This window comes from Alkalicella caledoniensis, from assembly GCF_014467015.1.
In the GTDB taxonomy this organism is placed as follows: domain Bacteria; phylum Bacillota; class Proteinivoracia; order Proteinivoracales; family Proteinivoracaceae; genus Alkalicella; species Alkalicella caledoniensis.
In genome coordinates this window covers 288,048-313,284 of record NZ_CP058559.1, presented here as the reverse complement: position 1 = coordinate 313,284, position 25,237 = coordinate 288,048, and the positions used below count along the sequence as shown (strand labels likewise).

Sequence of the window (25,237 nt, the reverse complement as noted above, 5' to 3'; positions counted from 1 at the left end):
AAGAGGAGGGGGTTTAAAAGTGTACACAAAGAAAGTTGATTTAAAGCTTACAGTAATATCCGTTGTGTTGGTACTAATTTTAGCAATAAACGGCTTTTTGCTGCTCAATGTTTTTTCAGATATTAGAACAAAGAAGGGACAGGGCTTTAGCGAAGCAAAAGAGTATGCCTTATCACTAGTTGAGTACCATGAGAGAGTAGCTAAAGATTGGGGCGTAATTGAATACTCAGCAGTGCAAAATAGTTTATCTAAATTTATGTATGATATAAATCTTTCCACTAACAACGATGAACTGGCAAGGATAGTTCTTAATCAAGGTAGTGACGTGCAATCTGTTATCCGTAGGGAAGCAGAAGCCAGACAAGCAAACATAATCTTGTCACTAATTAGCTATGATCAACGGATTTCATCTGTAGTTGACCCTAAGAGAATAGGGGTGTCCTTTAACAGTGCAGGTGAACTTAGGATAAATGATGAAGGACTGTTAGCAGCAGAGACTAAGGTAAGTATAGAAGAATACGTAGATAGTATACCTGTACTTTGGGAAAGAAACTTAGAGGTCGAAGTGGAAAATGGAGTAGCTAGACTTACTACATTTCGTTCAGTTGAAGAAAGAGAACAAAGCTTAAAATCAGAAGTAGATAGCCTAAAAGCTGAGATAGAATCCCTTAGGATAGCATCGGGTCATGCTGAAATGAGTGGAGAAGGTTTAACCATAAGACTCTATGATAACCCCGATGAATTCGGGAACCTTTATATAGTGCATGATTCAGATCTTAGAGAACTTGTTAATGAGTTGTTTAGTGCTGGAGCAACTGGTATATCAGTTGGCGGTAGAAGACTTACAACTACTAGTTCTATTCGCTGTGTGGGACCTCTAATCCACGTTGATTATGAACCCATAAGTGTTGAGCCCATCGTGATTCAAGCCGTAGGTAACGTTGAAAACTTAGAAAGTGCCTTGGCACTATATGTAAGATCATTCATTGAGCCTAGGGGTATTGTTTATCAAATAGACAATGAGGAAAAGCTAACATTACCCGCATACGCAAGGAGGAGATAATATGGATAAAAAAATAATTGAAGATTTAATTGTTGCAGCAAAAGAAGCCATGGACTATGCCTATGTACCATATTCAAAATATCCAGTTGGTGCAGCTTTACTTACAACTGATGATGAAATAATCACAGGTTGTAACATAGAAAATGCATCTTACGGATTAACCAACTGTGCAGAAAGAACAGCACTTTTTAAAAGTGTTTCCCAAGGTAAGAAAGATTTCAAAGCAATAGCAGTTATCTGTAAAGGTGAAATACTAGCATCACCCTGCGGTGCATGCAGACAAGTTATAGCAGAATTTTTAGAACAACAAGCCCCAGTCATACTAGCAAATGAGTCAGGAGAATATCAGTTGACTTCTGTAAGAGAACTTTTACCTGGTGCTTTTACTCCTAAATCATTATCCGGTGTTAAACATGTTTAAATCAGGATTTATTTCAATAATAGGCCGACCAAACGTAGGAAAATCAACGCTATTAAACAAATTACTGGGACAAAAAGTAGCTATAACATCAGACAAAGCACAAACCACAAGAACTAAAATCCATGGGGTTCTAACAGGAAATGAATATCAAATAGTTTTTATAGATACACCTGGTATACACAAACCTAAGCACAAACTAGGTGAAGCCATGGTAAAAGCTGCTAGAAGCTCTACCATAGATGTGGATGCCATAATATTTATTACTGACATATCAGAGCCCATAGGAAGAGGAGATAGCTTTATACTAGAAGGCCTGCAAAATAGAGAGACACCTGTTATCTTGGTAGCCAACAAAATAGACAAAATTTCTGAAGATTTAGCAAAGGCAAGAATTGAGGAATTAAGATCCATGTACAAATTCAGTGATATAATTGCAATATCAGCCCTTGAAGGTGTAAATACAACTGGACTTGTAACACTATTAAATGATTATTTACAAGAAGGGCCACAGTATTATCCAGCAGGAATGATAACAGATCAACCTGAGAGAGTCCTTCTACAGGAGATGATCCGTGAAAAAATCCTTCAGCTAACTAGGGAAGAAGTTCCCCACGGTGTTGCTGTTGAGGTATTCCAAATGGAAGTAGGGAAAAATGGTATTTTAGATGTATCAGCCAATATTTATGTGGAAAGAGACTCCCACAAAGGAATAATTATTGGTAAACAAGGCAAGCTTCTTAAGGAAATTGGTAAAAGAGCAAGGATCGAAATAGAAGACTTCTTCAACAACAAGGTATTCCTCCAAGTATGGGTTAAAGTTAAAAAGAACTGGAGAGACTTACCAGGAGCCATAAACGAGTTCGGCCTAAACGACAAAGACCAGTAGTGGTGTAGATATGCTATACAAAACTAAAGGAATTGTCCTAAAGAGTTTTCCCTTTTCAGAGGCAGATACAATTGTCACTATTTTTACTAAGGAAAATGGCAAAATTGAGATGTTGGCAAAGGGTGCAAAAAAATTAAAAAGCCGGCTAAGTTCAAGCGTTCAACCATTTACATTAGGTGAATACACATATTATCAAAAAAATAATAATCTGCCACTATTAAGACAAGCAGATGTTTTAGATCACTATAAAAATCTCATGAAAAGCTTGAGCCTTACCTTTAGCACGTACTATATATGTGAGTTATTAGATTTCTTTTTACCCTCTGCTCAAGAACAATCAAAGGTCTTTGATCTTACAGCCAAAACCTTGGATTACTTGAATAGATACCCTGATAATCACTCAGTTATATTAAGTGCCTTCAAAATAAAAGCAATGGCCTTACTTGGCTATAGCCCACAGTTAGCATCCTGTGTACACTGTGGCAGAGGTCATAGTGACAACAAGTTTATTTTTAGTATAAAAGATGGTGGCATAATCTGCAGAAACTGCATACCGCAAAAAACAGCTTTTTTAGCAAAAAAAGAAATTTATCTGTTACTCCTATTATTAAAATCCACTTTTGAAGATATACTAAAGATAGATATATCTATAAATGATCTTACAGTAGTAGACAGCATACTAGTTAGATATATAAAGTACCATTGTGATGGTCGCACTTTCAAAAGTGAAGATTTTTTAAAAAACTATACTTAGGAGGAAAGACAATGGATGAATTACGCAAAGTGGATATAATTAGAGAAAGAACAGGTTGTAGCTACAAGGCAGCCCATGAGGCCCTAGAACGAACCAATGGTGATGTTTTAAAGGCGATAATAGAGTTAGAAGACAAATCATCAGTATGGCGTGAACAGGTAACGGTAACTGGTGGAGAACTAGTAGATAAGATTAAAGAAATTATCCACCAAGGAAATGTTACCAAAATAATAGTTAAATCTAATGAGAAAACCATAGTTGAAATTCCCGTAACTGCAGGGGCCATTGGAGTATTAATAGCTCCACATTTAGCCATACTAGGTGTACTTTCTGCACTAGTGGCAAAATGTACCATAGAAATAGAAAGAAAAAAAGATCCAGGATCAGGCACAGTACAACAAGAACAACATCAAGAGTAACAAAGGCGCCCACATTAGGGCGTTTTTTTAATTCTGATTCAAAACTGTTATCAATAGGTTTATTTAATTTAACTCTTAAATACTGAATGTAATTTTTTTACATAATCTTTTAGATGATAAAAGTAAATACTAAAATTGGCTGGATATCAAATTCTAGGAGGAAATTATGGAATTATTGGAGTTAAATTGTAAGATACGGGATTATTTCCACCAATATAAATTTAAAGAGCTAACACCGGGACTATTTCTAAAAAGCAATACATTACAAAGTCCAAACCTCTTTTTTTTCATAGCACAATCAATTAAGCAGGATAAATGTAAAGCAATAACCATCGATGCAGTTGTAAATAAAACTAAATATATCTTAGGGACTTCGGCCACCAGTTGTATTGAACAACACCTAGCTGGAATAGTTAAAGGAGAAGGCTACCACCCCGTTGATTTGATAAAGAACCTAATGAACAATATTAACAAATCTGGTTATTGGGAAACTAAAGAAAAAACAATAGAAAATCAAATCTTAGGAGTTAAACTATACGGTTGGGATATATATTTAGATGGTTATAAAATGGGCTTTACAGGATTTATAGAACGTTTTGCTGGGCAAAAAAATGAAAACTCAATTTTCTTTGATCTTAATCTAAATATGCCACAACAAGCTATCCATCAACAAGAGAAAATGCCAGTTACAGGGGAGTTCGGTGAGTACCTCTATAAAGACTGTAGTAAAAAACTATTGTTCCACCTATTTGACAACTACCTTGATGAAACTATTTACTGTTTAAGTAGGGATTTAGGAAAAGTGGGTTTTATTTTCTTGATGCAATGTTATTTCATATATCAATTGTTAATTCTTAGGGGAAATATCAGTAAAACTAAAAAAATTGGGTATGATAAAAAAATAGCATCGCTAACCCAAAAATGCCTACAAGGAAATACAACTGGAGGAGTACCACTATCATGAAGCAGTTATTGCTTGAAATATGTACGCAAAACAACTCACCGGAATCCATACTAAAATATAAAAAAACTTTAGAAAAGTTAGTAATTGAAAGGGCAAAGGAACTTCGCATTCCCTTAAAAGACATAAATATCTATACTACCTCTAAAAGAATAGCTATTATTTCTAGCTATTATCAAGATATACAAATCTCTGAATACATGGAAATAAAAGGTCCAGCTAAGGATATTTGCTACGATGATGAGGGCAATCCAACATATATTTACAAAAAATTTATCCATCAAAAAGGTAACAATAATTTAAGATTAACAACTAAGGAAACTTGTGGGAAAGAATATATTTATTTATCTGGTAAAAAGCAATGTAAACCTATAAAAGATATTTTTCCAAACTTCATAGTGAAGATTTTAAATAGCGTAAATATATGGAAAAACATTAGAAATATCCTAGTAATATTTGATGGAGAAGTTTTGTCTGTAAATCATAAAGATTTTAGCTCAAAGGAATTTACTTTATTTTTAGACGAAAAAGTAGAAGTCCATAATATAGATCATTATTTAAAACTAATGAATGAACAAGGGGTATTACTTAAATCAAACCAAAGGGAAGAAACAATAAAGCATCAAATAAAAAAAATAGAGAATTCCATAAAATCAAAAGCCTTTTTCGCAAAAATGGATATAATAACTGGCCTTTCAGAGCATCCCAAAATATACTTATCCCACTTAAGTCAGTCAATTACTCTACCCGATGATATTTTAAAGTTCTTTTTGTCAACTAACCCAGAAGTAGTACTTTTCAAAAAAGGAGATAAAATATCAAAAAACATTGCACTGATTTTGGATAGAAAGGTTGCAGAAATATCTGTAATTAATTATACCAAGTCCGTTGAAGTGAAACTTCTACAGATTCAAAAGGTATATAATGACGAGATGGACAATCATTTTATTAAAGATACTCACTCCCTAAAGAATATTGTCTTTTTAGAAGATCTAGGTACCATGTATGACAAAGTACAAAGGGTTAAACATATAGCTGGCAAGATATCGGATTTACTGAGCATAGGGGAACCAATAACAACCTACACTAAACGAGCAGCTGAACTATCGAAAAACGATTTAACAAACCCTTTAGTAGCTTTGTACCCTAAGTTACACGGAATAGTAGGTAAGAACTATGCTTTAAAGTGGGGTGAAAGTCAAGAGGTAGCCCAAGCCATAGAAGAATACATTCTGCCTATTAAATACCAACCTAAGCTCCCACAAACCATGGCTGGTTCCATCTTAAGTATTGCTGATAAGATAGATACCATAGTAGGTCTTTTTAGTGTTGGCATATACCCTAAGGGAAATGACGATATATACAAATTAAAAGCAAAAACCGATGGTATAATAAGAATAATTGAAAAAACTCAAATGGATATATCCTTAAAAAGGATAACCAACCTAGCTATCAATTTGTATGAGTCCTACCATATTTTAAAACAAAAGGACAAAGATAAACTCTTAAAAGATATACTAAAGTTTTTCAATATGCGAATTAAGCATTACCTCGAGGAGCAAGATTTTGACTCTCATATTGTAGACGCCTTAGTTGCCAATGGCAGTACAAATATAACACTAATATCAGGTAAGGGTGATTTCTTACATGGTATTATAGAAAACACTGAATTAAAAGACACCGTTGTGGTGTTTAACCGCCTTAAGAATCTCATTGGGTCCAACCCTATGAATGAAATAGAAATTGAATTTCTTACTGAAGATATAGAAATTAAACTTTATGAAAATTTTCTTTATCATAAGAAAAATTACTATGACAAAATAGACACAGGAGACTTTGAAAGTGCGTTCTATGAACTACACTCCCTAAACTATTGCTTAGAGAAGTTTCTAAATAACATATATGTTTATACAACTGATGAGGCCATAAGGTTAAACAGATTAAACATACTAACAAACATATACGACCTATTTTTAGATTTCTGTGATTTCAGTAAATTTAAAAATAGGGTTGTTAATAAATAGTAAATAAGTTATAATTAGTATAGATACTAAAGATTTGGTGCCTCAGCTATTGAGGATAATAGGGAATCAGGTGAGATGCCTGAGCGGACCCGCCACTGTATAGGTATAGGTACTTATCAATCCACTGTTATTTTTAAATAATGGGAAGGGATAACTACTTTAAAGCCTAAGCCAGGAGACCTGCCAAACTTTAAGCAAAACTCTTTTCGGGGGCAAAAAGAGGCTGCGTCTAGTACTATGTTTATAACTGCCCAATATAAATGGGCAGTTTATTTTTTTATAGCGCCCTAAATATCAAAATTTGGAGGAGAGAGAATTGAAAAAGTTTTCCGGGATTATACTAGTGTTTATGATTGCCCTTTCAATTGTTGGATGTTCTACAAACCAGCCCAAGGATGAAGTAAGTGAGGTTAAGATAGTTTCCATTGCACCTAGTAATACTGAAATCGTAGCGGCCCTAGGTGGTCTAGACAATTTAGTAGGAGTTACAGATTTTTGTAATTATCCAGCAGAAGTACTAGATATTGAAAAAGTGGGAGACTCATGGAACCCAAACTATGAAAAAATTGTAGCCCTTGCCCCTGACTATGTTTTACTGATGTCATATGGAGAGCCCTATGATAGGCTAGTAGACATGGGACTAGAAGTAATTGTAATAGATCCTCAATCAATTGACGAAATCTATACTTCCATCGAAGATATAGCAGCCCTTATAGGTAAAGAAGACAAAGCTCAACAAGTCATTAGCGAAATGAAAAGTGATTTGTCTGCCCTTGAAGCAGAATTCGCTGAAGAAAAACCCACTGTTTTTATGCTAATAGATAGCGGATCCTTTTGGACCGGTGGCAACAATACATTTGCCAATGAAGTAATTAGAAGAAGCGGTGGAATAAACGCAGCAGCCATTGAAGACGGATGGTATGAAATATCCCAAGAGAAATTACTAGAACTAAATCCACAATACATACTTTATAGCTGGCCACCAGATGAGGAGATAACCTCACTACCAGCATGGCAAAACCTAACAGCTGTTAAAGAAGGTAGAGTTATTCAAATTGATGGAGATCTTACATCTAGACCAAGTAATAGGATAGTAGAAGGGATTCAATCTATTTTTAATATAATACAAAAAGGTGAGTAACTTGAAAAAAACATACTTAATAAGTATACTAGTTTTATTTGTTGTGACAATTTTGGGGGTAGCCTTCGGTGCAACCCCCATTTCTTTCACGTCCATAAACTTAGATGGAATATATAAATATTTAACAAATCAACAACTGGCAGATTCAACGCCATATGTAATACTCTTTGAAATGCGTTTGCCTAGGGTAATTTTAGGTATGTTAGTTGGTGCAGTTCTTGCGGGATGTGGAGTAGCGTTTCAGTCTATACTTAAAAATCCCCTGGCAGAACCTTATACTTTAGGTGTAAGCAGTGGTGCGGGATTAGGTGCCACACTGGCCATGACTGTGCTTGCTGGTACTTCTATTTTTTTCTTGCCCGCAGTATCCTTTTTATCATTTGTATTCGCTGTAACAACTGTTATACTGGTATACTTTTTAGCTAGAAGCCAAGGGCAAATAAATGCCATAAACCTAATATTAGCCGGTGTAGTAATAAGCTCTACTTTTTCAGCAATCATCTCTTTCTTAATGCTATTTACTGACGATAGTATAAGGCAAATCTTTTTTTGGCTCATGGGTAACCTGCAAAGGGCAAGTTGGAATAGAATAACTGTAGTTTTTATTCCTGCAGTATTAGGTTTGTTAATAATCGCACTGAAGCTTAAGGATCTAAACATACTACTTATAGGTGATGAAGAGGCACAGACTTTAGGGGTAGAAGTAGAGAAAACAAAAAAGATAATAATACTTGGTGCTACCCTAGCAACAGCAGCCGTTGTCTCCGTAAGTGGCCTAATCGGATTTGTAGGGCTTATTGTTCCCCATACACTTAGGTTAATTTTTGGTTCAAACAACCTAAAACTTTTTCCCCTTTCCGTCATTTGGGGAGGAATATTTCTGACTTTGGCAGATTTATTGGCCAGGACTATCATGATTCCTAGGGAAATTCCAGTGGGTATAATAACAGCTTTAACAGGTGGACCTTTCTTTTTATTTTTACTAAAACAAAAAACTAATAGGGTGAATAACCATGAGTGAGATAACAGTTAGAAATTTAAGCGTAGAGATAAACAACTTTAAAATACTAAGCTCTATAAATTGTACCTTCGAACAAGGGAAAATTTATACTATCCTAGGGCCAAACGGCAGTGGAAAGACAACTTTACTTAAAACAATTGCTGGACTAATAAATCCTAAAAAAGGTGAAATACTTGTTGATAATCATGAGATTACACAAATAAACCCTAAAGAGAGGGCAGAAATAATAGCCATGCTGCCACAAAATACCCATATAGAAACTGAATTCTCAGTTGAAGAGATTGTACAAATGGGTCGTTATCATAAAAACTATTCTATCTTTCATTCCATAACAAAAGAAGATATTGAAATAACTAACAAAGCCATGGAAGAAGTTGGAGTGTTAAGTCTGAAAAAAAGGAGATTCGCCAAACTAAGTGGGGGAGAGAAACAACGGGTTTTACTAGCAAGAGCCCTAGCACAAAAACCTAAAATACTACTACTAGATGAACCAACAGCTAGCCTAGATCTAAATTATCAGCTTGAAATACTAAAACTAGTTCAAAAACTAAATAAACAAAATAAACTCACTGTAATCTCTGTTTTACATGATATACAATTAGCTGCAAAATACTCCCAAGAATTGATTTTGCTAAATAGAGGTAAAATACATAAAACTGGCAAACCAAAAGAGGTAATAACACCTGACACAATAAAAGAAATATATAATATTACCACTAAGATTACCTGGGATGATTTTGCAAATCAGGTATTTATCAAAACCTTGGACTCTGAAAATGTAACTATATCAAAGGATTTAAAAATTCATATCATCCCAGGTGGAGGTAGTAGTGTAAACATATTAGAATTACTGTCTACCCATTGTACAAACATATCCATGGGTGTTGTAAACGAGGGAGATTTGGACTGGGAAAAGGCATGTGAACTGAATATAGAAACCGTTACAGCCAAATCCTATAGCCCTATAACCCAAGAAAACTACATAGACAATCTTAAGTTTATTGAAAAAGCAGATATAGTAATCCTATGCAATACACCCTTTGGGCATGGAAATATACAAAATCTTGAAGCTATAAAATATGCAGAAGCAAAAGGGAAAAAAGTTATTATCATAGGTGATAAAGAATTTAAAGAAAGGGACTTCACTATGGAAAAAAAGGCAGAACTACTTTTTAATGAGATCATAAGAGGTGAAAAAGTAAGTACTGCTAAAAATGTTCAAGAACTATATCATTTTCTACAAGAAGGATAAGCTCATTTAAAACATCCCTTTGTAAGCCTCAGGGGGATTGAAAGTTAAGCCTTTCTTTGGTAAAATGTGGCTAAGGAGGGGAAGACATGAAAGTTACTATTTTAGATAGAAAACCTAAACTAAAGTGCAAACTTAGATTTGACGTACCTGCTGTGGTACAAACACCTAAACTCTTTTTCGGCTCTAGTGACAATAAAGCAATGGCTAAGCAAAATCGCCTTAAAGAAGTAAATTTATTAAAGAATTTGCCGTTACAGGGAATCACCTATGAAAAAATATCTTCAGATGGGGAAATATATATATTAGACGAAGATAATTCACAGGTGGCATATGCACCAATAGAGGTTATACTAAATGCTGACTTTCTCGAAGATCTTTTGCCTCTCATTCTAAGGGATAGTTTTAGGAGAGTAGAGATACTTGAGCCATCGGATCTAAGCCTGGATAAGTTTCAAGGTGAAAGGCTACTTGTCCGTATGGTTAAAGAATACAACGAAAAACTGGAAGATCTAATGAGATAAATACGGAGGAAATCAATGGAACATTATTTTAGCAAGGACCCCCAAGTCAAGTCCCATAAAAAAACATTTATATATCATGAAGAAAACATTACTATGACATTTAGTTATGACCATGGGGTTTTTTCCATGGGATCTGTTGACAAGGGAAGTGAATTATTAGTAAGAACATTTGTAAGACTAAACCCAAGCCTAGGAAACCAGAAGGTCTTAGACCTAGGAACAGGCTATGGGTTTATTGGTGTTTATTTGAAAAAAAAGTTATCAAACATAGAACTTACCATGTCAGATATAAATAATAGGGCAATTGAATTAGCTAAGGAAAATTGTGCTACCAACAGTGTGAAAGCCCATATTCTACAAAGTGATGGGTTCGAAAATATTGTTGAGAAATTTGATGTAATTTTCTTAAACCCACCAATTAGGACAGGCAAGGAAAAGGTGTATAACTTGCTTGGAGGTTGTCATGAACACCTTCTAGAAGCAGGACAGCTGTGGATAGTGGTGAGGGTAAAACAAGGGGCAAAATCCATGGCTAAATTCCTTGAAGGATTTTTTTCAACTGTTGAAACCGTTGAAAAAAAAGGAGGCTATCATATAATAAAATGTTTAAAATAGATAGCTTAAACTTCGATCCCTTCAAATATTTAGAAAAAAACTTTAGTAAAATTACTAAAATGTTAATAATCTTAGGTATTTGCATAATTACAGTACAACTACTTCTAGGAATTCCAGCAGTAAATAGAGTGCTAGTGCTAATAACTAGGTTAGAGGGGAGATAAAAATGATCGCAGCTATTAGGGGCGCAATAACCATAGAAGCCAATAATGAAGAAGATATAAAATTGGCCACCATTGAACTTGTGGATACCATATACAAGGAAAATAATCTTGTGTCAGAAGAAATAATATCTTTAATTTTTTCTGTAACTAAGGACATAACTGCAGCAAACCCTGCAAAGTTCTTCAGAGAAAATTTCGCTACAGATATCCCACTTTTTTGTGTCCAGGAGGCGGAGATGGAAAAGGCAATTCCTCTTTGCATACGTGTCATAATTCACTGTGAAAAAACGAAAAAACAAACAAAACATATATATCTAAGAAGAGCAATGGAGCTACGACCGGATCTAAAGTAGGAGGTGGGTACCCAGTTGAAGCAATATAGGCTTGTAAGTAGAGAAAATAAAGGAAAGAACACTATAATTCAAGTAAACGGAGTAAATATTGGAGAAGAAAAGATAATAATAGCAGGGCCCTGTGCTGTTGAAAGTGAACAACAGATGGATACCGTGGCTAGCTTTTTAAAGGATAATAAAGTGAATATCCTAAGGGGTGGAGCATATAAACCCCGCACCTCACCATATGCCTTTCAAGGATTAAAAGAGGAAGGACTAATTATTCTTAATAAAATTGGGAAAAAATATAATATGCCTATTGTTTCAGAAGCAGTAAGCTTAGCTTCTTTGGAGTTAGTTGCAAACTACTGTGATATGATTCAAATTGGTGCCCGAAATATGACTAACTACGAACTCCTAAAAGCATTGGGTAATTATAAAAAACCCATACTATTAAAAAGGGGGATGGCGGCAACAATTGAGGAATTTTTAACGGCCGCTGAATATATAATTACTAGTGGTAATGAAAATGTGGTATTATGTGAACGGGGCATAAGGACTTTTGAAACCTACACTAGGAATACCTTAGACCTTACATGTGTAGCCATAATAAAGGAACTCTCCCACTTACCAATCATAGCGGACCCAAGTCACGGCACAGGGCGTTGGGAACTAGTGAAGCCAATGGCCAAAGCATCCCTTGCCTGTGGAGCAGATGGTATAATGATTGAAGTTCACCCCGATCCATATAAAGCCCTCTCCGATGGAGAACAATCCTTAAACTTTACAAGTTTCAAAACACTTATGGAAGAAATAAATCCCTTATTAAAATAAATTCTAAAATTTAAAGGATATTAGTCATCAATGTCGAAATTTGTTAAGTGCAAGAAAAGTAGATTTTTAAAAGTTGGTTAAATTTAGGGAGGAGATTTTTGTGAGACCCATACAAATTGCCATAGACGGACCCGCTGGAGCTGGTAAGAGCACTGTGGCAAAGAGACTAGCTAAGGAATTAGGGTATTGTTACATTGACACAGGTGCAATGTATCGTGCACTGACCTTCAAGGCTTTAAAAAAGAAATATGATATAAATAATGAAGATACTTTAAGGGATCTAATAAAAAAAACACATATTGAAATTAAAAATGTATGTAAAGAAAATCAAATCTTCGTAGATAGCAAAAATGTAACATACGAGATAAGAAAGCCTGAAGTAAGTAACAATGTTTCTTTAGTTGCAAAATCTAAACATGTACGAGAGTATATGCTAAAACTCCAAAGGGAAATGGCCCAAAGTGGTGGAGTTGTAATGGATGGTAGGGATATCGGTACAGTGGTACTTCCTGAAGCAGAGGTTAAATTTTTTTTGACTGCCTCATTACAAGCACGGGCACATCGTAGATACCTAGAGTTAGACAAAAAAGGATTCAATGTGGATCTAGACACAATAGCTCAAGAGATATCTTTACGGGACGAAATAGACCAACAAAGGGAATATGCACCTTTGATCCAGGCTATTGATGCCATCTTAGTAGATACATCAAACCAAACCATTGATGAAGTTGTAGAATCATTAAAGCAAGAAGTGGAACGCAAAATAGAAATTCTAAATTCTAAATAAGTTTTAAAATAGGTGATAAAATGGAAATTATTATAGCTAAATACTCTGGTTTTTGCAGTGGTGTAAAAATAGCTGTTGAGTTAGTGGAAAAGAATATTTCTAATAATACAGTGACCTTTGGACCTTTAGTTCACAATCAATCTGTAACTGACTACTTCAAAAGAAAAGGTGTAGACTATATAGAGAGTCCTGAGGGTATAAATAATAAGACAGTTATAGTAAGATCCCATGGCGTCTCACCAGAAGTAATATCAAAATTAGAAGCCGGTGAGAACACAGTTATAAATGGAACATGCCCATTTGTCACCAATGTACAAAGAATAGCTAAAAACATAATAGAGAATAACAAACAACTAATTATCTTAGGGGACAAAAACCACCCCGAAGTTATTGGGATAAATGGTTGGGCTAAATATAAAGGAATTATTATTAATGATCTTGAGGAATTACAAGGGTATCAGCAAGACCAAGACCAAGACCTAAAGCTAGATCTATCTAAACCAATTGGTGTTGTTGTTCAGACGACATTTAACATGGAAAAATTCCATACAATCATCTCAAAGCTAAGGGAACAAGCTATGGATATTGAAGTTCACAACACCATATGTAAAGCTACCAATGAACGTCAAAGTGCCGTGAGGGACATGGCGGAAAAAGTGGACATGGTATTGGTTATAGGTGGTAAGGAAAGTTCTAACACTGCTAAACTAACGTCTATATGTAAGAGTTTAGACGTAGTTACATATCAAATTGAAGAAGCTAAGGAAATAGATCCAAGCTGGCTCAATAATATTAAATCAGTTGGTATTACAGCCGGAGCTTCTACACCAGATTGGATTATAAGGGAGGTTATAAGTATGGTAAACGAATTAAACGGACAAGAAGAAGTTAAAGGTGAAGAGCAAGAAAATGCATGGGAAACCATTCAAGCTGCATTTGAGAACAAAACAGCACTAACTGCTAAAGCAGTTGAGGTTGTAAAAGGTGGAATCCTTATAGATCTAGGGATTAGGGCATTTATGCCTGCATCACTACTTGATACAAGATTTGTTGAAGACTTAAACCAGTTTGTAGGTCAAGACCTTACATTTTATGTAAAAGAGCTGGATAAAGAAAAAAACAAAGTTATTTTATCAAGAAAGGACCTATTACTTGAAGAACAACAAGGTGCTCAAAACAAAGCATTTGCTAACCTCAAAGAAGGTCAAAGAGTAAAAGGTACAGTTAAAAGAATGGCTGATTTTGGAGCTTTTGTTGACATCGGTGGAGTCGATGGATTGGTTCACGTTTCAAACCTTTCATGGAACAGAGTTAACCACCCGTCAGAAGTTTTAGAGGTAGGTCAAGAAGTTGAAGTGGATATCTTAAAACTAGATGAAGAGAAGCAAAAGATCTCTTTGAGTCTAAAATCCACTCAGCCAAGTCCATTTGAATCCAACATAAAAGCTATAAAACAAGGGGAAATCGTTGAAGGTAAGATTGTTAGACTTGCAGATTTTGGAGCATTTGTAGAGTTAGCGCCCCAAGTGGATGGTCTAGTACACATTTCCCAAATTTCCGATGATCACATATCTAAACCTGCAGAAGTGTTAGCAGTTGGTCAACAAGTAAAAGTTAAAATCCTTGAAGTTGATGCAAAATCAAAAAGGATTAGCCTGAGCATTAAAGAAGCAAAGACTAAAGAAGACTTCAGTCAATATGCTCAAACAGAATCACTAAACGTAACATTAGGAGATCGCTTCGCTGATCTATTCAAAAAAGAGGACTAGTCCTTGCAATCTTTGCGATTAAAAAGAAAAATAGATCATATTGCCCTTGCCTTAAAACAGCAAGGGCAATCTTATATGTCAGGCTTTTCTCAGGTTGACTTGTTACATAATTGCATCACGGAAGTTGGATATAACCATGTATCCCTATCCACTACTTTTTTAAATAAAAACATTTCTTACCCCATTATCATTAACGCAATCACTGGCGGTCCTAAACTAGCTACCAACATAAATATAAAGCTAGCCCAACTAGCAAAGGAACTTAGCATACCAATGGCAGTTGGGTCACAGACCATCGCCCTAAAGGATTCAAACTACAAAACTAGCTTTTCAGCAATAAGACGTGTAAATCCAAAGGGTATTTTTATAGCTAACTTAAGTGCAAAATCCAACGTAGAAAGTGTGTATCAAGCAGTGGATATGCTAAAAGCCGATGCTATACAACTCCATCTAAACCCAGCCCAAGAAATGGTTATGCATGAGGGTGATCGTGAATTTTCAGGCCTTATGGAAAACATAGTGCATATTAAAGAAAAACTAGATGTGCCCATAATCATTAAGGAGGTTGGGTGTGGAATAAGCTATGGTGCAGCACTTGAGCTGAAGAAAATAGGAATAAAAATTATCGATATAGCAGGGCTAGGAGGAACAAACTTTACTTCCATCGAAGGGATGAGGAAAAAGTATCAACCCATAGATCCTGGCCTTTATTCATGGGGGATACCCACAGCGTATTCACTAGCTCAAGTAAGTGCCATAAAGGACCTTACGATTATAGCAGGTGGAGGAATAAATAGACCCCTAGACATAGTTAAAGCCCTGAGTATGGGAGCAGATTATGTATCCATGGCAGGACTATTCCTAAACCTAAGCCACAATTACACCCTAAAAGAATCCCTAGAATTCATGGAAAAGTTCATAAAAGAAATAAAAATTTTTACAGCACTAACGGGAGCAAAAGATGTAAGCTCATTAAGAAAAGTAAGCAAGATATACAAAGAAGACATAAAAAGACACATGAATAGAGAACCCTAAATTTAGGGTTCTTTTTGCATGTTCGCAGATCGCAAGTTAGCTATTAGGCAGTTAAGAAATTAGGCTTTAGTTTTTTAAAACCTTTTTGCCAAGCAAACCTATTGACGTTAGGAAACCTTTCGCTAAAAGCGAACCTGTTGCCAACGGCAACCTCCTTAAAAAATGCACTCATTTTTTATATTAATACATACCAAGCTTTATACAGGGAAATTATAAACATAGACCCAAAATTGTACTAAAGACAAAAAGGAGGAAAAACAAAAATGCCTATAGGTCCAATAACACTAACAATCGTGTCAGTTTTGATATTCTTTGGTTTAGCCCAACGGATACTAGATAGGATGAGATTAAGTGACAAGGCAGCCTTTTTATTCATAGGCGCAATGTTCTTCGGAGCATACTTACCAGATATTCCATTAGGTGCAAATCTCAGTATTAACGTGGGAGGAGGGCTAGTTCCACTAATACTAGTTACTTACCTATTTATTAAAGCAGGTACAGCTAAGGAAAAAATCCGTGCTGTTGTTGCTTCACTGGTTGCCGCAATTGCAGTATATGGTGTTGAAAGATTTATGCCTGAAGAGCCTGGACAAATGTTCATTGACCCACTTTATATGTACGCAATTGTTGCTGGTGTAGTGGGATACTTAGCTGGTAGATCAAGGAGAAGTTCATTCATAGCAGGTGTAATGGGTGTAATACTTACAGATGTCTTCTACGTAATTTCATTGGCAATTGGTGGATCGGAACTAGGAGGAACTACAATAGGTGGAGCAGGTATTTACGATGCAGTGGTTATAGCTGGTATCTTAGCAGTTGTTTTAGCTGAGGTTGTAGGAGAAACCCGGGAAAGGCTTGGTGGTGGGCCATCTGATGATAGACCTGAGGACTTGAAACGTCACCTAAAAGGTGTGGAGTTTGCAAACATGATGAAAAACTTAGAAGAGGATTTCGAGTTAGATGAGGATGAAGACCTTCAAGAAAACAACAAAATAGCCTCCCTAGACGAAAAGAGAAGACAACAAGAGAAAGATAAAAATAAACACTAAAGGAGGTAAAAAATATGAGAAACAAAAAACTAATATACTTTTTAGTAGTATGTATGTTAACTACTATAATGGCATTTAACTACGAAAAAAAACCAGTGCGTGCAGCAAGCGAAATGCTAGAAGAGTTTTTTGACTTTATAAACATCACTGAGCTCAGAGAAGGCCAATTCTATACAATGGTAGATGATGATGATAATGTAATATTACAGACAGCAAGAATTATGCACGTGGGAGACCAGTTTTTAAATAACAAAAATCAACAATTTCGAGTTTACGAAGTAGATAGAGAAAATCTTACAGCAAAAGCTAGATTCATTAGAGATGTGGACTTAGCAGCTAAACATGCTAAGCCAGAGCCTAATTTTTGGGCTGCATTATTTAGTAGGTTCAACATAGGCAATCAAACAACATCCACTGAAAATACAGGACCCATAGCCATTTATCACTCTCACTCTGCTGAGTCTTATGTTCCCACAGATGGTACAGAGAGTATTGAAGACAATGGTGGTATTTATGATGTTGGAGCAGCCTTTAAGAACTCACTAGAAGCAAGGGGAATAGAAGTTGTATACTCAGAAAACAATCACGACCCCCATGATGCAGGATCATATAAACGTTCCCGTAGAACTGTTGATGAGCTGCTAAACGAAGACCCTGCTGCCATATTCGATGTCCATAGGGATGCAGTACCTGCAGAACAGTACGCAGGTGAAGCAGATGGAGAAGAAGTTGCTCAGGTTATGTTTGTTGTAGGGCAACAAAATCAAAATCAAGCAGAAACCATGAGTTTCGCAGAAGGCTTAAAGAATGTAGCAGATGAACAAAACCCTGAACTGATTAAAGGTATTTTTGAAGCAAGGGGTAATTACAATCAAGATATGTCTCCCAGGGCGTTATTATTAGAAGCTGGAACATATACACAAGATAAGGACTTGGCAATTTCCGGCATAGAATCATTCACAGATGTTGTTGTGAGCTATGTTTACGGTGACGAGCCTGACCAATCATCTCCACAAGCCTCACCTGGTGCAGGGGATGAGCAAGCCCAAACCCCAGCTGCCCGAGATACAGCTAGAGGTGGCGGGAGAACAATACTGTGGATTTTAGGTATTGCAGCAGTTGGTGGAATTGCCTTCCTAGCAATCAATAGTGGTGGACTAGGGGAAGTTGGCTCTAAACTGAAAAACTTTACAACTAAGGAGTTTACAAACACTTTAAAAGGCAAACCTAAGAAAAAGAAAAAGAAAAAATAGAAATGGTGGTTGATGAAAAATGGAAAACCACATACAGATAATTGCGTTCACCGTTGTAGTAGGAACATTAGCGAGATTTATGATGCTTAAATTAGACTATAGACAATACCCCACCTATCCCCATGGGGCACTGGCACACTTATCGCTGGGCTTTATAGCCGCAGGCTTAGGTTCTGTGGCTATCCCAGCACTTATCGAAAAAGACTTCGCAGCTGTTACATTCTTAGCATTGGCCGCACAGCAATTTAGAGATATAAGGAATATTGAAAGAGAAACCCTATCCAAACTTGAAAATGCAGAACTAGTTCCAAGGGGACCGGATTTTATAGAAGGTGTAGCAAGGGCCTTTGAAGCTAGAAACTATCTAGTAATACTTGTAACTATATTTACCAGTGCAGTAACATGGTTGATAAATGAAAGATTTGGAATATGGTGGGCATACCTTGGTGGTCTAGCCTTTGCTATAATCTTAGTATTTTTAGCTATACGTTACATGGAAGGAAAGCGAATCATAGATATAGCGGATGTTGATGAAGGCCGTGTTCACTTTGATAAAGCAAATCTGTTTGTTGATGATATACACATAATGAACCTAGGAATAATAGAATCCAAGGAAATCATAGAAAAAAGGGCACTAGGTGTAATAATAAGACCAAAAGATAAAGATGCCGTTCCTATTTTAGCCAATGTTGGCCAAAGACAGGCACTGGTACACATAGCCTCTAAGCTAATGGGGATTCATAAAGAAGTGGATTCCGCAGAGTTTACACCCATGGCAAGGCGTGATTTAGATAAAGGAACAATTGCACTGATTATAGTACCCACACACGGTGATATTGAAGATCTAATAGATGCAGTTGAAAGAACTCCTGTGCTGGAAAGTGCTATTTCAAAACCGTCTGCTGCTGGGATTGTAAGACTTAACGAAGGAAAAGGTGAGTAGATGGATACACAAATTACCAAAATGATAAATGCCATAGTAATAACACCGGAAGATAAAGATAAAGTAATGGAAGGTGGATTCGCACCAATATTTATAGCTAAAGACAGAGAAGAACAACAAAAAATTTCCACCTACCTAGCAAGAATAACAGTAGCAGTAGTCCACGACTTAGAAAATGGGGTACTTATTTTGGCAAAGCACTGACAGCGAAGACTGTCAGTAGCTTTGCCAAAGCGGAACGCTATCGGGACCGTTTTGCAGGTCTGCAGAACGCTAATTAGCTACATGGAGGACTGCAGAACGCTATCGGGGCTGTTTGAAGGTCGGTGGTTAGGAAAATCAAAAGAGATTAAGGGAAGTGCATTTTGCGGGCAGCAAGGTTGCTTTTAATAGTGTCGAGCCCTTTAGTGAGAAGTAGTGGTTAAAAAATCCCTTTACCTTAAAAGCTTTTCCTGTCAACCGACCGCCCCGAAATAACCTAAAAGCGTTCCGCCGACCCCAAGCAAATACGTAAAAGCGTTCTGCCGACCCCTCTGAAAATACCCGATAGCGTTCAGCTGGCGACACGACTGAAAGGAGGGTCATGCCAATGAAAATAATCTACAATTGTTATGGTGGGGCTCATTCATCTGTTGTTGTTGGCTACATACACTGTGGGCTACTTTCAAAAGATCTAGTCCCCACTAAACAACAACTAATGTCCCTATCTTACTATGACTCTCAAAAAAACGAGGATCATGGAATCCTTCAGTACATAGGAATTGATGAGAAGGGAAATGAGATCTACTCTGTGGGACTGAGGTCAGATCGCAAGTTTGGCAAAACATCCCTCACAAATATAGCTAGCATCATGGGAATTCCTCAAGAAAGCTATATGCTAGTAGACACTATACAGGCAGTTAACTGGTATATGCGTATAGGAGGATTTCTTTCTAGGGCTTTAGGTTTAATAAAAATAGGTCGCCCTTTGGTACTATACGGAACCCAAAGGGCTTTTTTTAATCTCGCCAAAATAACTGAGGAAACAAAAAAGAACATAGAGGAGTAGACATATATGAAAATTTTTTACTACTGCTATGGAGGGGCACATTCCTCTGTTATTGCCGCGGCACTTCATCTTAATAAACTAAGCTATCCTTTGACATATGGAGAAATTATCAATTTTACCTACTTTGATCTAAATTCCCCTGAAATCAAAGGAATTCCTACTCTTTTAGGCACAGACGAAAATAAAAACGAAATATATTTTGTAGGATATGGTAAAAACAAAGAAATGATAGTAAAATTGATAAAGAGCTTTCTACAGGTAAATGGAATAAATGACGATCAATATTTATTTGTTGATGCCCTAGACAAAATAAATTGGAGGGTTCACTTAGGAGGATTTGTGTCTAAGGCATTAAAACAAAAAAATATCGGTAGAAGATTTACAGCCCTAGGAATTTTACTATCAGCTAAAGAAATTCAAAATAAAGTTGAAACAGCAAAAGAAATTAGTAAAGGGTATAGGGAATCCTTGACGAAAGTATAGTTTTATATAATAATTGTAGATGTAGTATTAAGATGAGGTGTTAATTATGAAAAATCTAACTATTAGAGAAATTGAGCAACACTCCATAGCTCATGAACTAGACTTAGCTCCGAGTGATAAGCTAGTTAGTATCAATGGACAAGAACCAAATGATATTATAGAATATAGATTACTTCAAACAGAAGAATTTATCGAGCTATATGTTCAAAAAGCAGATGGAAGGGAAGAAATCTACGAAATAGAAAAGGAATATGACGAAGATTTAGGAATTATATTTGAAGATCCTACATTAGATAGTATAAAAAGATGTCATAATAACTGTCTATTTTGTTTTATCGATCAACTACCCCAAGGTATGAGGTCTACCTTAGGAGTAAAGGACGATGACTATCGCATGTCCTTTATGTTTGGAAACTATGTAACCTTAACCAACCTTACAGACGAAGACATAAACCGTATAATTACCCTGAACATGAGTCCCCTCTACATATCAATACATGCAACTGACCCAGAAACAAGGGTCAAATTAATGGGGCAAAAAAAAGCTGCAAGGATCATGGAGATCCTTACTAAGCTTAAAGAAAATGATATCGATTTTCATGGACAACTTGTACTAGTCCCAGGGATAAACGATGGTGAAATACTTAAAAAAAGTTTAGAAGATGCAAAAATACTATTGCCTAACCTACTATCACTATCTGTTGTACCAGTAGGGCTTACAGAACATAGAACAAACTGCTACCCCCTAGAGAAATTCAACAAAGAAACAAGTCGAGAAATAATAAATACTACTAACTTATATCAAGATATTTTTAAACAGATATGTGGGTACAATACAGTATATGCAGCAGATGAATTCTTTGTAAACGCAGACCTTCCCATCCCAGCAGTCGAGTATTATGAGGAATATCCTCAGCTAGAAAATGGGGTAGGTATTATATCTACTTTTTTAGAAGATATTAAAGAACTTAAAGTCAATTTACCTAAAGAACTAAACAAAACCAGGAAATTTACCCTAGTAACAGCTAAATCTCCCCAGAGGTATGTAAAGGTTTTAGAAGATGCTTTAAATGAGGTGGAAAATTTAACAGCTGACCTAATTGTTGTTGATAACCATTTCTTTGGAGCCAGTATAACCGTGGCTGGTCTACTAACAGGGAAGGATATACTAGAATCTTTGCAAAATCAAAAAAAATCTGTCATGGAACTTGGGGAAATAATTATCCCTAAAGCAGCAACAAAAGACGACCAACTTATATTTCTAGATGGACTTACAGTTGAAGAGTTAGAAAGACATTTAAAAGCAAAAGTTCACGTTGTAAGTAGCCCCTTAGAAATAAAAGATATATTAGGAGGAATTTAAATGGCATTACCAATAGTTGCAGTAGTAGGTAGACCAAATGTAGGTAAATCTACATTGTTTAATAGAATAGTAGGACAGCGTCTGGCAATAACAGAGGACAGACCAGGAGCAACAAGGGACAGACTTTACAGTAAAGGTGAGTGGTTAAATAAAGAGTTTTTCCTTGTGGACACTGGAGGAATGACCTTCGATGAAGGCGATGTGCTGGCAAACGATGTAACAAAGCAAGCTCAGGTAGCTGTGGATGAGTGCGATGTTATAATATTTGTGGTTGATGCAAGAACAGGCATAACAACAGAAGATTTACAAATAGCTCAAATATTAAGGCGTGAAAAAAAACCCATAGTTATAGCTGTAAACAAGATAGAAGATCATAAGAAACAAGAACTAGACTTCATAGAATTTTATTCCCTAGGATTTCCTGTGATGGTATCAATATCTGCAGCAAATGGATTTGGCATAGGAGACCTATTAGATGAGGTAATAGCTAACTTTACTGAAGAGCACGATGAAACAGAAGAAGAAGGAATACTGAAAGTTACATTTATCGGAAGACCTAACGTAGGTAAATCTTCAATGGTAAACAAACTTTTAGGTCAAAACAGGGTTATAGTCAGTGATATACCAGGAACCACAAGGGATGCCATCGACTCAAAAGTAATAGTGGATGGAGAAACCTTTATACTTGTAGATACCGCTGGACTAAGGCGGAAAAGTAAAGTAGATGATGATGTCGAGTACTATAGTGTATTACGCTCAATTAGAGCCATTGAAAGAAGTGATGTGGCAATTTTAGTTATAGATGCCACCACAGGAGTAACAGAACAGGACAAAAGAGTTGCAGGCTTTGCCCATGAGGGGGGAAAAGGTTGTATTATTATGATTAATAAATGGGACCTCCTAGAAAAAGATAACCACTCAGTTAAAGAATTTACAAAAAATATAAGGAATGAACTTGGATATATGGACTATGCTCCTATTATTTTTGTATCTGCATTAACAGGTCAAAGAGCCCATAAGTTATTACCCCTTGCAAAACAAGTGGCTGCAGAAAATGATAAACGTATATCCACAAGTCTTGTAAATGATGTTATCTTCGATAGTATTGCTGTTACACCACCTCCCACTGATAGAGGAAGACAACTTAAAATTTTATATACAAGTCAGGTATCAACAAAACCACCAACATTTGTTTTCTTCGTAAATGATACAGAACTGATGCATTTCTCTTATCTTAGATTTTTAGAAAATCAATTGAGAACTGCCTTCGGATTTGAAGGAACACCATTAAGAATGTTAACAAGGCAAAGAAGCGAAGACTAATACAGGAGGTGATACTCAAGTGTACATTTTAGTTCTAATAGGCTATCTTTTAGGATCTATTTCCTTCAGTTACATAGCCGGTAGGTTATTTGGCAAGATGGACATTCGAGAACATGGCAGCAAAAACGCAGGTGCAACAAACGTGTTAAGAAATGTAGGGGTGAAAGCTTTTATCTTTGCCTCAGTTCTTGATATTTTAAAGGGTGTTGCCGCGGTACAATTAGCAAAGTATTTTTATCCTGAGCAAGACCTGCTTATTGTTTTGACTGCGGGTGCTGCAATTATAGGTCACAATTGGCCTCTATTCTTTGGTTTTAAGGGTGGAAAAGGTATTGCTACCACAGTAGGTGTCTTACTTGGCTTAAATGCACCAGCAGCCTTAATTGTTATGGTAACCATGGCCATTATAGTTTATATAACTAGATATGTATCACTTGCTTCTTTAGTAGGCACGGCACTATTACCAATTTTAATTTACTACTTTGTTGGTGCAAATATATACTATATGCTTTTTGCTTTTATTGTAGCTATTATGGCATGGTACAAACATAGGGCAAATATAGGGCGATTAATCAAAGGAATTGAATCAAAAATAGGTGAGAAGAAATAGGGTGAGGTGAAAAAATGCGTAAAATGACAATTATAGGTGCAGGTGGCTGGGGCACCGCTTTGGCAAACGTGTTAGCTAAAAAAGGTTTTTCTGTTACCCTATGGGCAAGAAGAAAAGAAATATGTGATAATCTATTCAAAACCCGAGAAAATGTTAATTACCTTCCAGGAGTAATCATTCCAGCAAATGTCCACTTTACAAATGATTTTGAAGAAGCAGTAAAGGACAGCGAGCTGGTATTGATGGCAACACCATCCATGGTTATGAGGGATATTATCAAAAAGATCAAGCCTTTCATTACTAATAATACCGTTGTAGTATCTGCTTCAAAGGGCTTTGAGCAGTCCACACTACTGAGAATGAGTGAAGTGATTGCTGAAGAATTAGGAGAGGATCACCCTATAGCAGTATTATCAGGACCTAACCATGCAGAGGAAGTGGGAAAAGATTTACCTACTGCCACTGTCGTCGCATCAAAAAAGAAATCAACAGCAGAGTTCGTGCAAGATGTTTTTATGTCACCGAAACTAAGGGTCTACATAAATCCTGATATAATAGGTGTGGAAGTTGGTGGAGCCCTAAAGAATATCATAGCCTTAGGAGCTGGTATTAGCGACGGGCTAAAATTTGGTGACAACACAAAATCAGCACTCCTTACAAGGGGACTTACGGAAATAGCTAGATTAGGTGTAGCCATGGGAGCTGACACCCATACATTTGCGGGCCTTGCAGGCCTCGGAGACCTTATAGCAACATGCACAAGCCAGCACAGTAGAAACTGGCGCTGCGGAAACCAAATAGGTCAAGGCAAAAAATTAAAAGAAATACTAGAAGGAAGTAACATGGTGGTTGAAGGTGTTCGTACAACAGAAGCAGTGCAGGAACTGTCAAAAAAATATGATATTCAAATGCCCATATCAGAAGAACTATACAAAGTACTTTTTGAAGAAAAAGACGCCAAAACAGCAGTAATTGACTTAATGCTCAGGGGTAAGACCCATGAAACAGAAGAGGTTGTTAGAACCGAGCGGGAAAACTGGTAGTCAAGGGTTTATTGATTGAAAAAGTAAATATATTTAAGCAAAAAAGAACCTATAAATGGTTCTTTTTTATATATAATTGAATAAATATAAGTGATGTGAGTTGGACTAGTGTAAAGTAAAGGG

28 protein-coding genes and 1 riboswitch are annotated in these 25,237 nt (G+C 36.2%); all 28 genes read left to right on the top strand.

The window, feature by feature from the left end; all coding sequences use genetic code 11:
• Positions 1-19: 19 nt before the first annotated feature.
• A complete protein-coding gene (locus tag HYG86_RS01590; RefSeq protein ID WP_213167222.1) occupies positions 20-1,063 on the top strand; it encodes a DUF881 domain-containing protein in 1,044 nt (347 codons plus the stop codon).
• A 1-nt stretch (position 1,064) separates the two neighbouring features.
• A complete protein-coding gene (locus HYG86_RS01585; protein ID WP_213167221.1) occupies positions 1,065-1,484 on the top strand; it encodes a cytidine deaminase in 420 nt (139 codons plus the stop codon).
• Complete coding sequence (era, locus tag HYG86_RS01580) at positions 1,477-2,370, top strand: GTPase Era (protein WP_213169049.1); 894 nt, start codon at positions 1,477-1,479, stop codon at positions 2,368-2,370. Before HYG86_RS01585 ends, era begins: the two co-directional genes overlap by 8 nt.
• 10 nt (positions 2,371-2,380) lie before the next feature.
• A complete protein-coding gene (gene recO / locus HYG86_RS01575) occupies positions 2,381-3,124 on the top strand; it encodes a DNA repair protein RecO (protein WP_213167220.1) in 744 nt (247 codons plus the stop codon).
• Positions 3,125-3,135: 11 nt separating this feature from the next.
• Positions 3,136-3,543 (top strand): DUF4342 domain-containing protein, encoded by a 408-nt coding sequence (locus HYG86_RS01570; protein WP_213167219.1) that lies wholly within the window; start codon positions 3,136-3,138, stop codon positions 3,541-3,543.
• A 166-nt stretch (positions 3,544-3,709) separates the two neighbouring features.
• On the top strand, positions 3,710-4,507 hold the full coding sequence (locus HYG86_RS01565) for a glycine--tRNA ligase subunit alpha (RefSeq protein ID WP_213167218.1): 798 nt from the start codon (positions 3,710-3,712) through the stop codon (positions 4,505-4,507).
• A complete protein-coding gene (glyS, locus tag HYG86_RS01560; protein WP_213167217.1) occupies positions 4,504-6,528 on the top strand; it encodes a glycine--tRNA ligase subunit beta in 2,025 nt (674 codons plus the stop codon). Before HYG86_RS01565 ends, glyS begins: the two co-directional genes overlap by 4 nt.
• A gap of 18 nt (positions 6,529-6,546) precedes the next feature.
• Positions 6,547-6,730: riboswitch (cobalamin riboswitch) on the top strand.
• Positions 6,731-6,844: 114 nt separating this feature from the next.
• Positions 6,845-7,669 carry an ABC transporter substrate-binding protein gene (locus HYG86_RS01555; protein WP_213167216.1) on the top strand — a complete coding sequence of 275 codons (825 nt, stop codon included), beginning with the start codon at positions 6,845-6,847 and terminating at the stop codon, positions 7,667-7,669.
• Positions 7,662-8,690, top strand: a complete 1,029-nt coding sequence (locus HYG86_RS01550) for a FecCD family ABC transporter permease (RefSeq protein WP_213167215.1) — start codon at positions 7,662-7,664, stop codon at positions 8,688-8,690. Before HYG86_RS01555 ends, HYG86_RS01550 begins: the two co-directional genes overlap by 8 nt.
• Complete coding sequence (locus HYG86_RS01545) at positions 8,683-9,942, top strand: heme ABC transporter ATP-binding protein (protein WP_213167214.1); 1,260 nt, start codon at positions 8,683-8,685, stop codon at positions 9,940-9,942. Before HYG86_RS01550 ends, HYG86_RS01545 begins: the two co-directional genes overlap by 8 nt.
• Positions 9,943-10,028: 86 nt before the next feature.
• On the top strand, positions 10,029-10,463 hold the full coding sequence (locus HYG86_RS01540; protein WP_213167213.1) for a hypothetical protein: 435 nt from the start codon (positions 10,029-10,031) through the stop codon (positions 10,461-10,463).
• A 15-nt stretch (positions 10,464-10,478) separates the two neighbouring features.
• Positions 10,479-11,078 (top strand): class I SAM-dependent methyltransferase, encoded by a 600-nt coding sequence (locus HYG86_RS01535; protein WP_213167212.1) that lies wholly within the window; start codon positions 10,479-10,481, stop codon positions 11,076-11,078.
• Complete coding sequence (locus tag HYG86_RS01530) at positions 11,066-11,242, top strand: hypothetical protein (RefSeq protein WP_213167211.1); 177 nt, start codon at positions 11,066-11,068, stop codon at positions 11,240-11,242. The genes HYG86_RS01535 and HYG86_RS01530 overlap by 13 nt, the downstream gene beginning before the upstream one ends.
• Positions 11,243-11,244: 2 nt before the next feature.
• Positions 11,245-11,595 (top strand): chorismate mutase, encoded by a 351-nt coding sequence (aroH, locus tag HYG86_RS01525; protein WP_213167210.1) that lies wholly within the window; start codon positions 11,245-11,247, stop codon positions 11,593-11,595.
• A gap of 15 nt (positions 11,596-11,610) precedes the next feature.
• Entirely contained in the window at positions 11,611-12,408 is a 798-nt protein-coding gene (aroF, locus tag HYG86_RS01520) for a 3-deoxy-7-phosphoheptulonate synthase (RefSeq protein WP_246451852.1), read from the top strand.
• Positions 12,409-12,508: 100 nt separating this feature from the next.
• The gene (gene cmk, locus HYG86_RS01515; RefSeq protein WP_213167208.1) at positions 12,509-13,195 is read left to right on the top strand and encodes a (d)CMP kinase; all 687 of its coding nucleotides are present in this window, start codon (positions 12,509-12,511) and stop codon (positions 13,193-13,195) included.
• 20 nt (positions 13,196-13,215) lie between these two features.
• Positions 13,216-14,964, top strand: a complete 1,749-nt coding sequence (gene rpsA / locus HYG86_RS01510; RefSeq protein WP_213167207.1) for a 30S ribosomal protein S1 — start codon at positions 13,216-13,218, stop codon at positions 14,962-14,964.
• A 3-nt stretch (positions 14,965-14,967) separates the two neighbouring features.
• On the top strand, positions 14,968-15,999 hold the full coding sequence (gene fni / locus HYG86_RS01505) for a type 2 isopentenyl-diphosphate Delta-isomerase (RefSeq protein WP_213167206.1): 1,032 nt from the start codon (positions 14,968-14,970) through the stop codon (positions 15,997-15,999).
• Positions 16,000-16,262: 263 nt separating this feature from the next.
• A complete protein-coding gene (locus HYG86_RS01500) occupies positions 16,263-17,048 on the top strand; it encodes a DUF1614 domain-containing protein (RefSeq protein WP_213167205.1) in 786 nt (261 codons plus the stop codon).
• A gap of 14 nt (positions 17,049-17,062) precedes the next feature.
• Positions 17,063-18,301 (top strand): stage II sporulation protein P, encoded by a 1,239-nt coding sequence (spoIIP, locus tag HYG86_RS01495; protein ID WP_213167204.1) that lies wholly within the window; start codon positions 17,063-17,065, stop codon positions 18,299-18,301.
• A gap of 19 nt (positions 18,302-18,320) precedes the next feature.
• Positions 18,321-19,244: a YIEGIA family protein gene (locus tag HYG86_RS01490; protein WP_213167203.1), complete on the top strand. Its 924-nt coding sequence runs from the start codon at positions 18,321-18,323 to the stop codon at positions 19,242-19,244.
• On the top strand, positions 19,245-19,448 hold the full coding sequence (locus tag HYG86_RS01485) for a capping complex subunit for YIEGIA (RefSeq protein WP_246451851.1): 204 nt from the start codon (positions 19,245-19,247) through the stop codon (positions 19,446-19,448).
• A gap of 385 nt (positions 19,449-19,833) precedes the next feature.
• Positions 19,834-20,292 (top strand): DUF3189 family protein, encoded by a 459-nt coding sequence (locus tag HYG86_RS01480; RefSeq protein ID WP_213167202.1) that lies wholly within the window; start codon positions 19,834-19,836, stop codon positions 20,290-20,292.
• 6 nt (positions 20,293-20,298) lie between these two features.
• Positions 20,299-20,775 (top strand): DUF3189 family protein, encoded by a 477-nt coding sequence (locus HYG86_RS01475; RefSeq protein WP_213167201.1) that lies wholly within the window; start codon positions 20,299-20,301, stop codon positions 20,773-20,775.
• Between the two features lie 46 nt (positions 20,776-20,821).
• Positions 20,822-22,138 (top strand): DUF512 domain-containing protein, encoded by a 1,317-nt coding sequence (locus HYG86_RS01470; protein WP_213167200.1) that lies wholly within the window; start codon positions 20,822-20,824, stop codon positions 22,136-22,138.
• On the top strand, positions 22,139-23,461 hold the full coding sequence (der, locus tag HYG86_RS01465; protein WP_213167199.1) for a ribosome biogenesis GTPase Der: 1,323 nt from the start codon (positions 22,139-22,141) through the stop codon (positions 23,459-23,461). It begins immediately after the preceding gene.
• A gap of 19 nt (positions 23,462-23,480) precedes the next feature.
• Positions 23,481-24,071 (top strand): glycerol-3-phosphate 1-O-acyltransferase PlsY, encoded by a 591-nt coding sequence (gene plsY / locus HYG86_RS01460; protein ID WP_213167198.1) that lies wholly within the window; start codon positions 23,481-23,483, stop codon positions 24,069-24,071.
• Positions 24,072-24,085: 14 nt separating this feature from the next.
• On the top strand, positions 24,086-25,114 hold the full coding sequence (locus HYG86_RS01455) for an NAD(P)H-dependent glycerol-3-phosphate dehydrogenase (RefSeq protein ID WP_213167197.1): 1,029 nt from the start codon (positions 24,086-24,088) through the stop codon (positions 25,112-25,114).
• Positions 25,115-25,237: the final 123 nt, after the last annotated feature.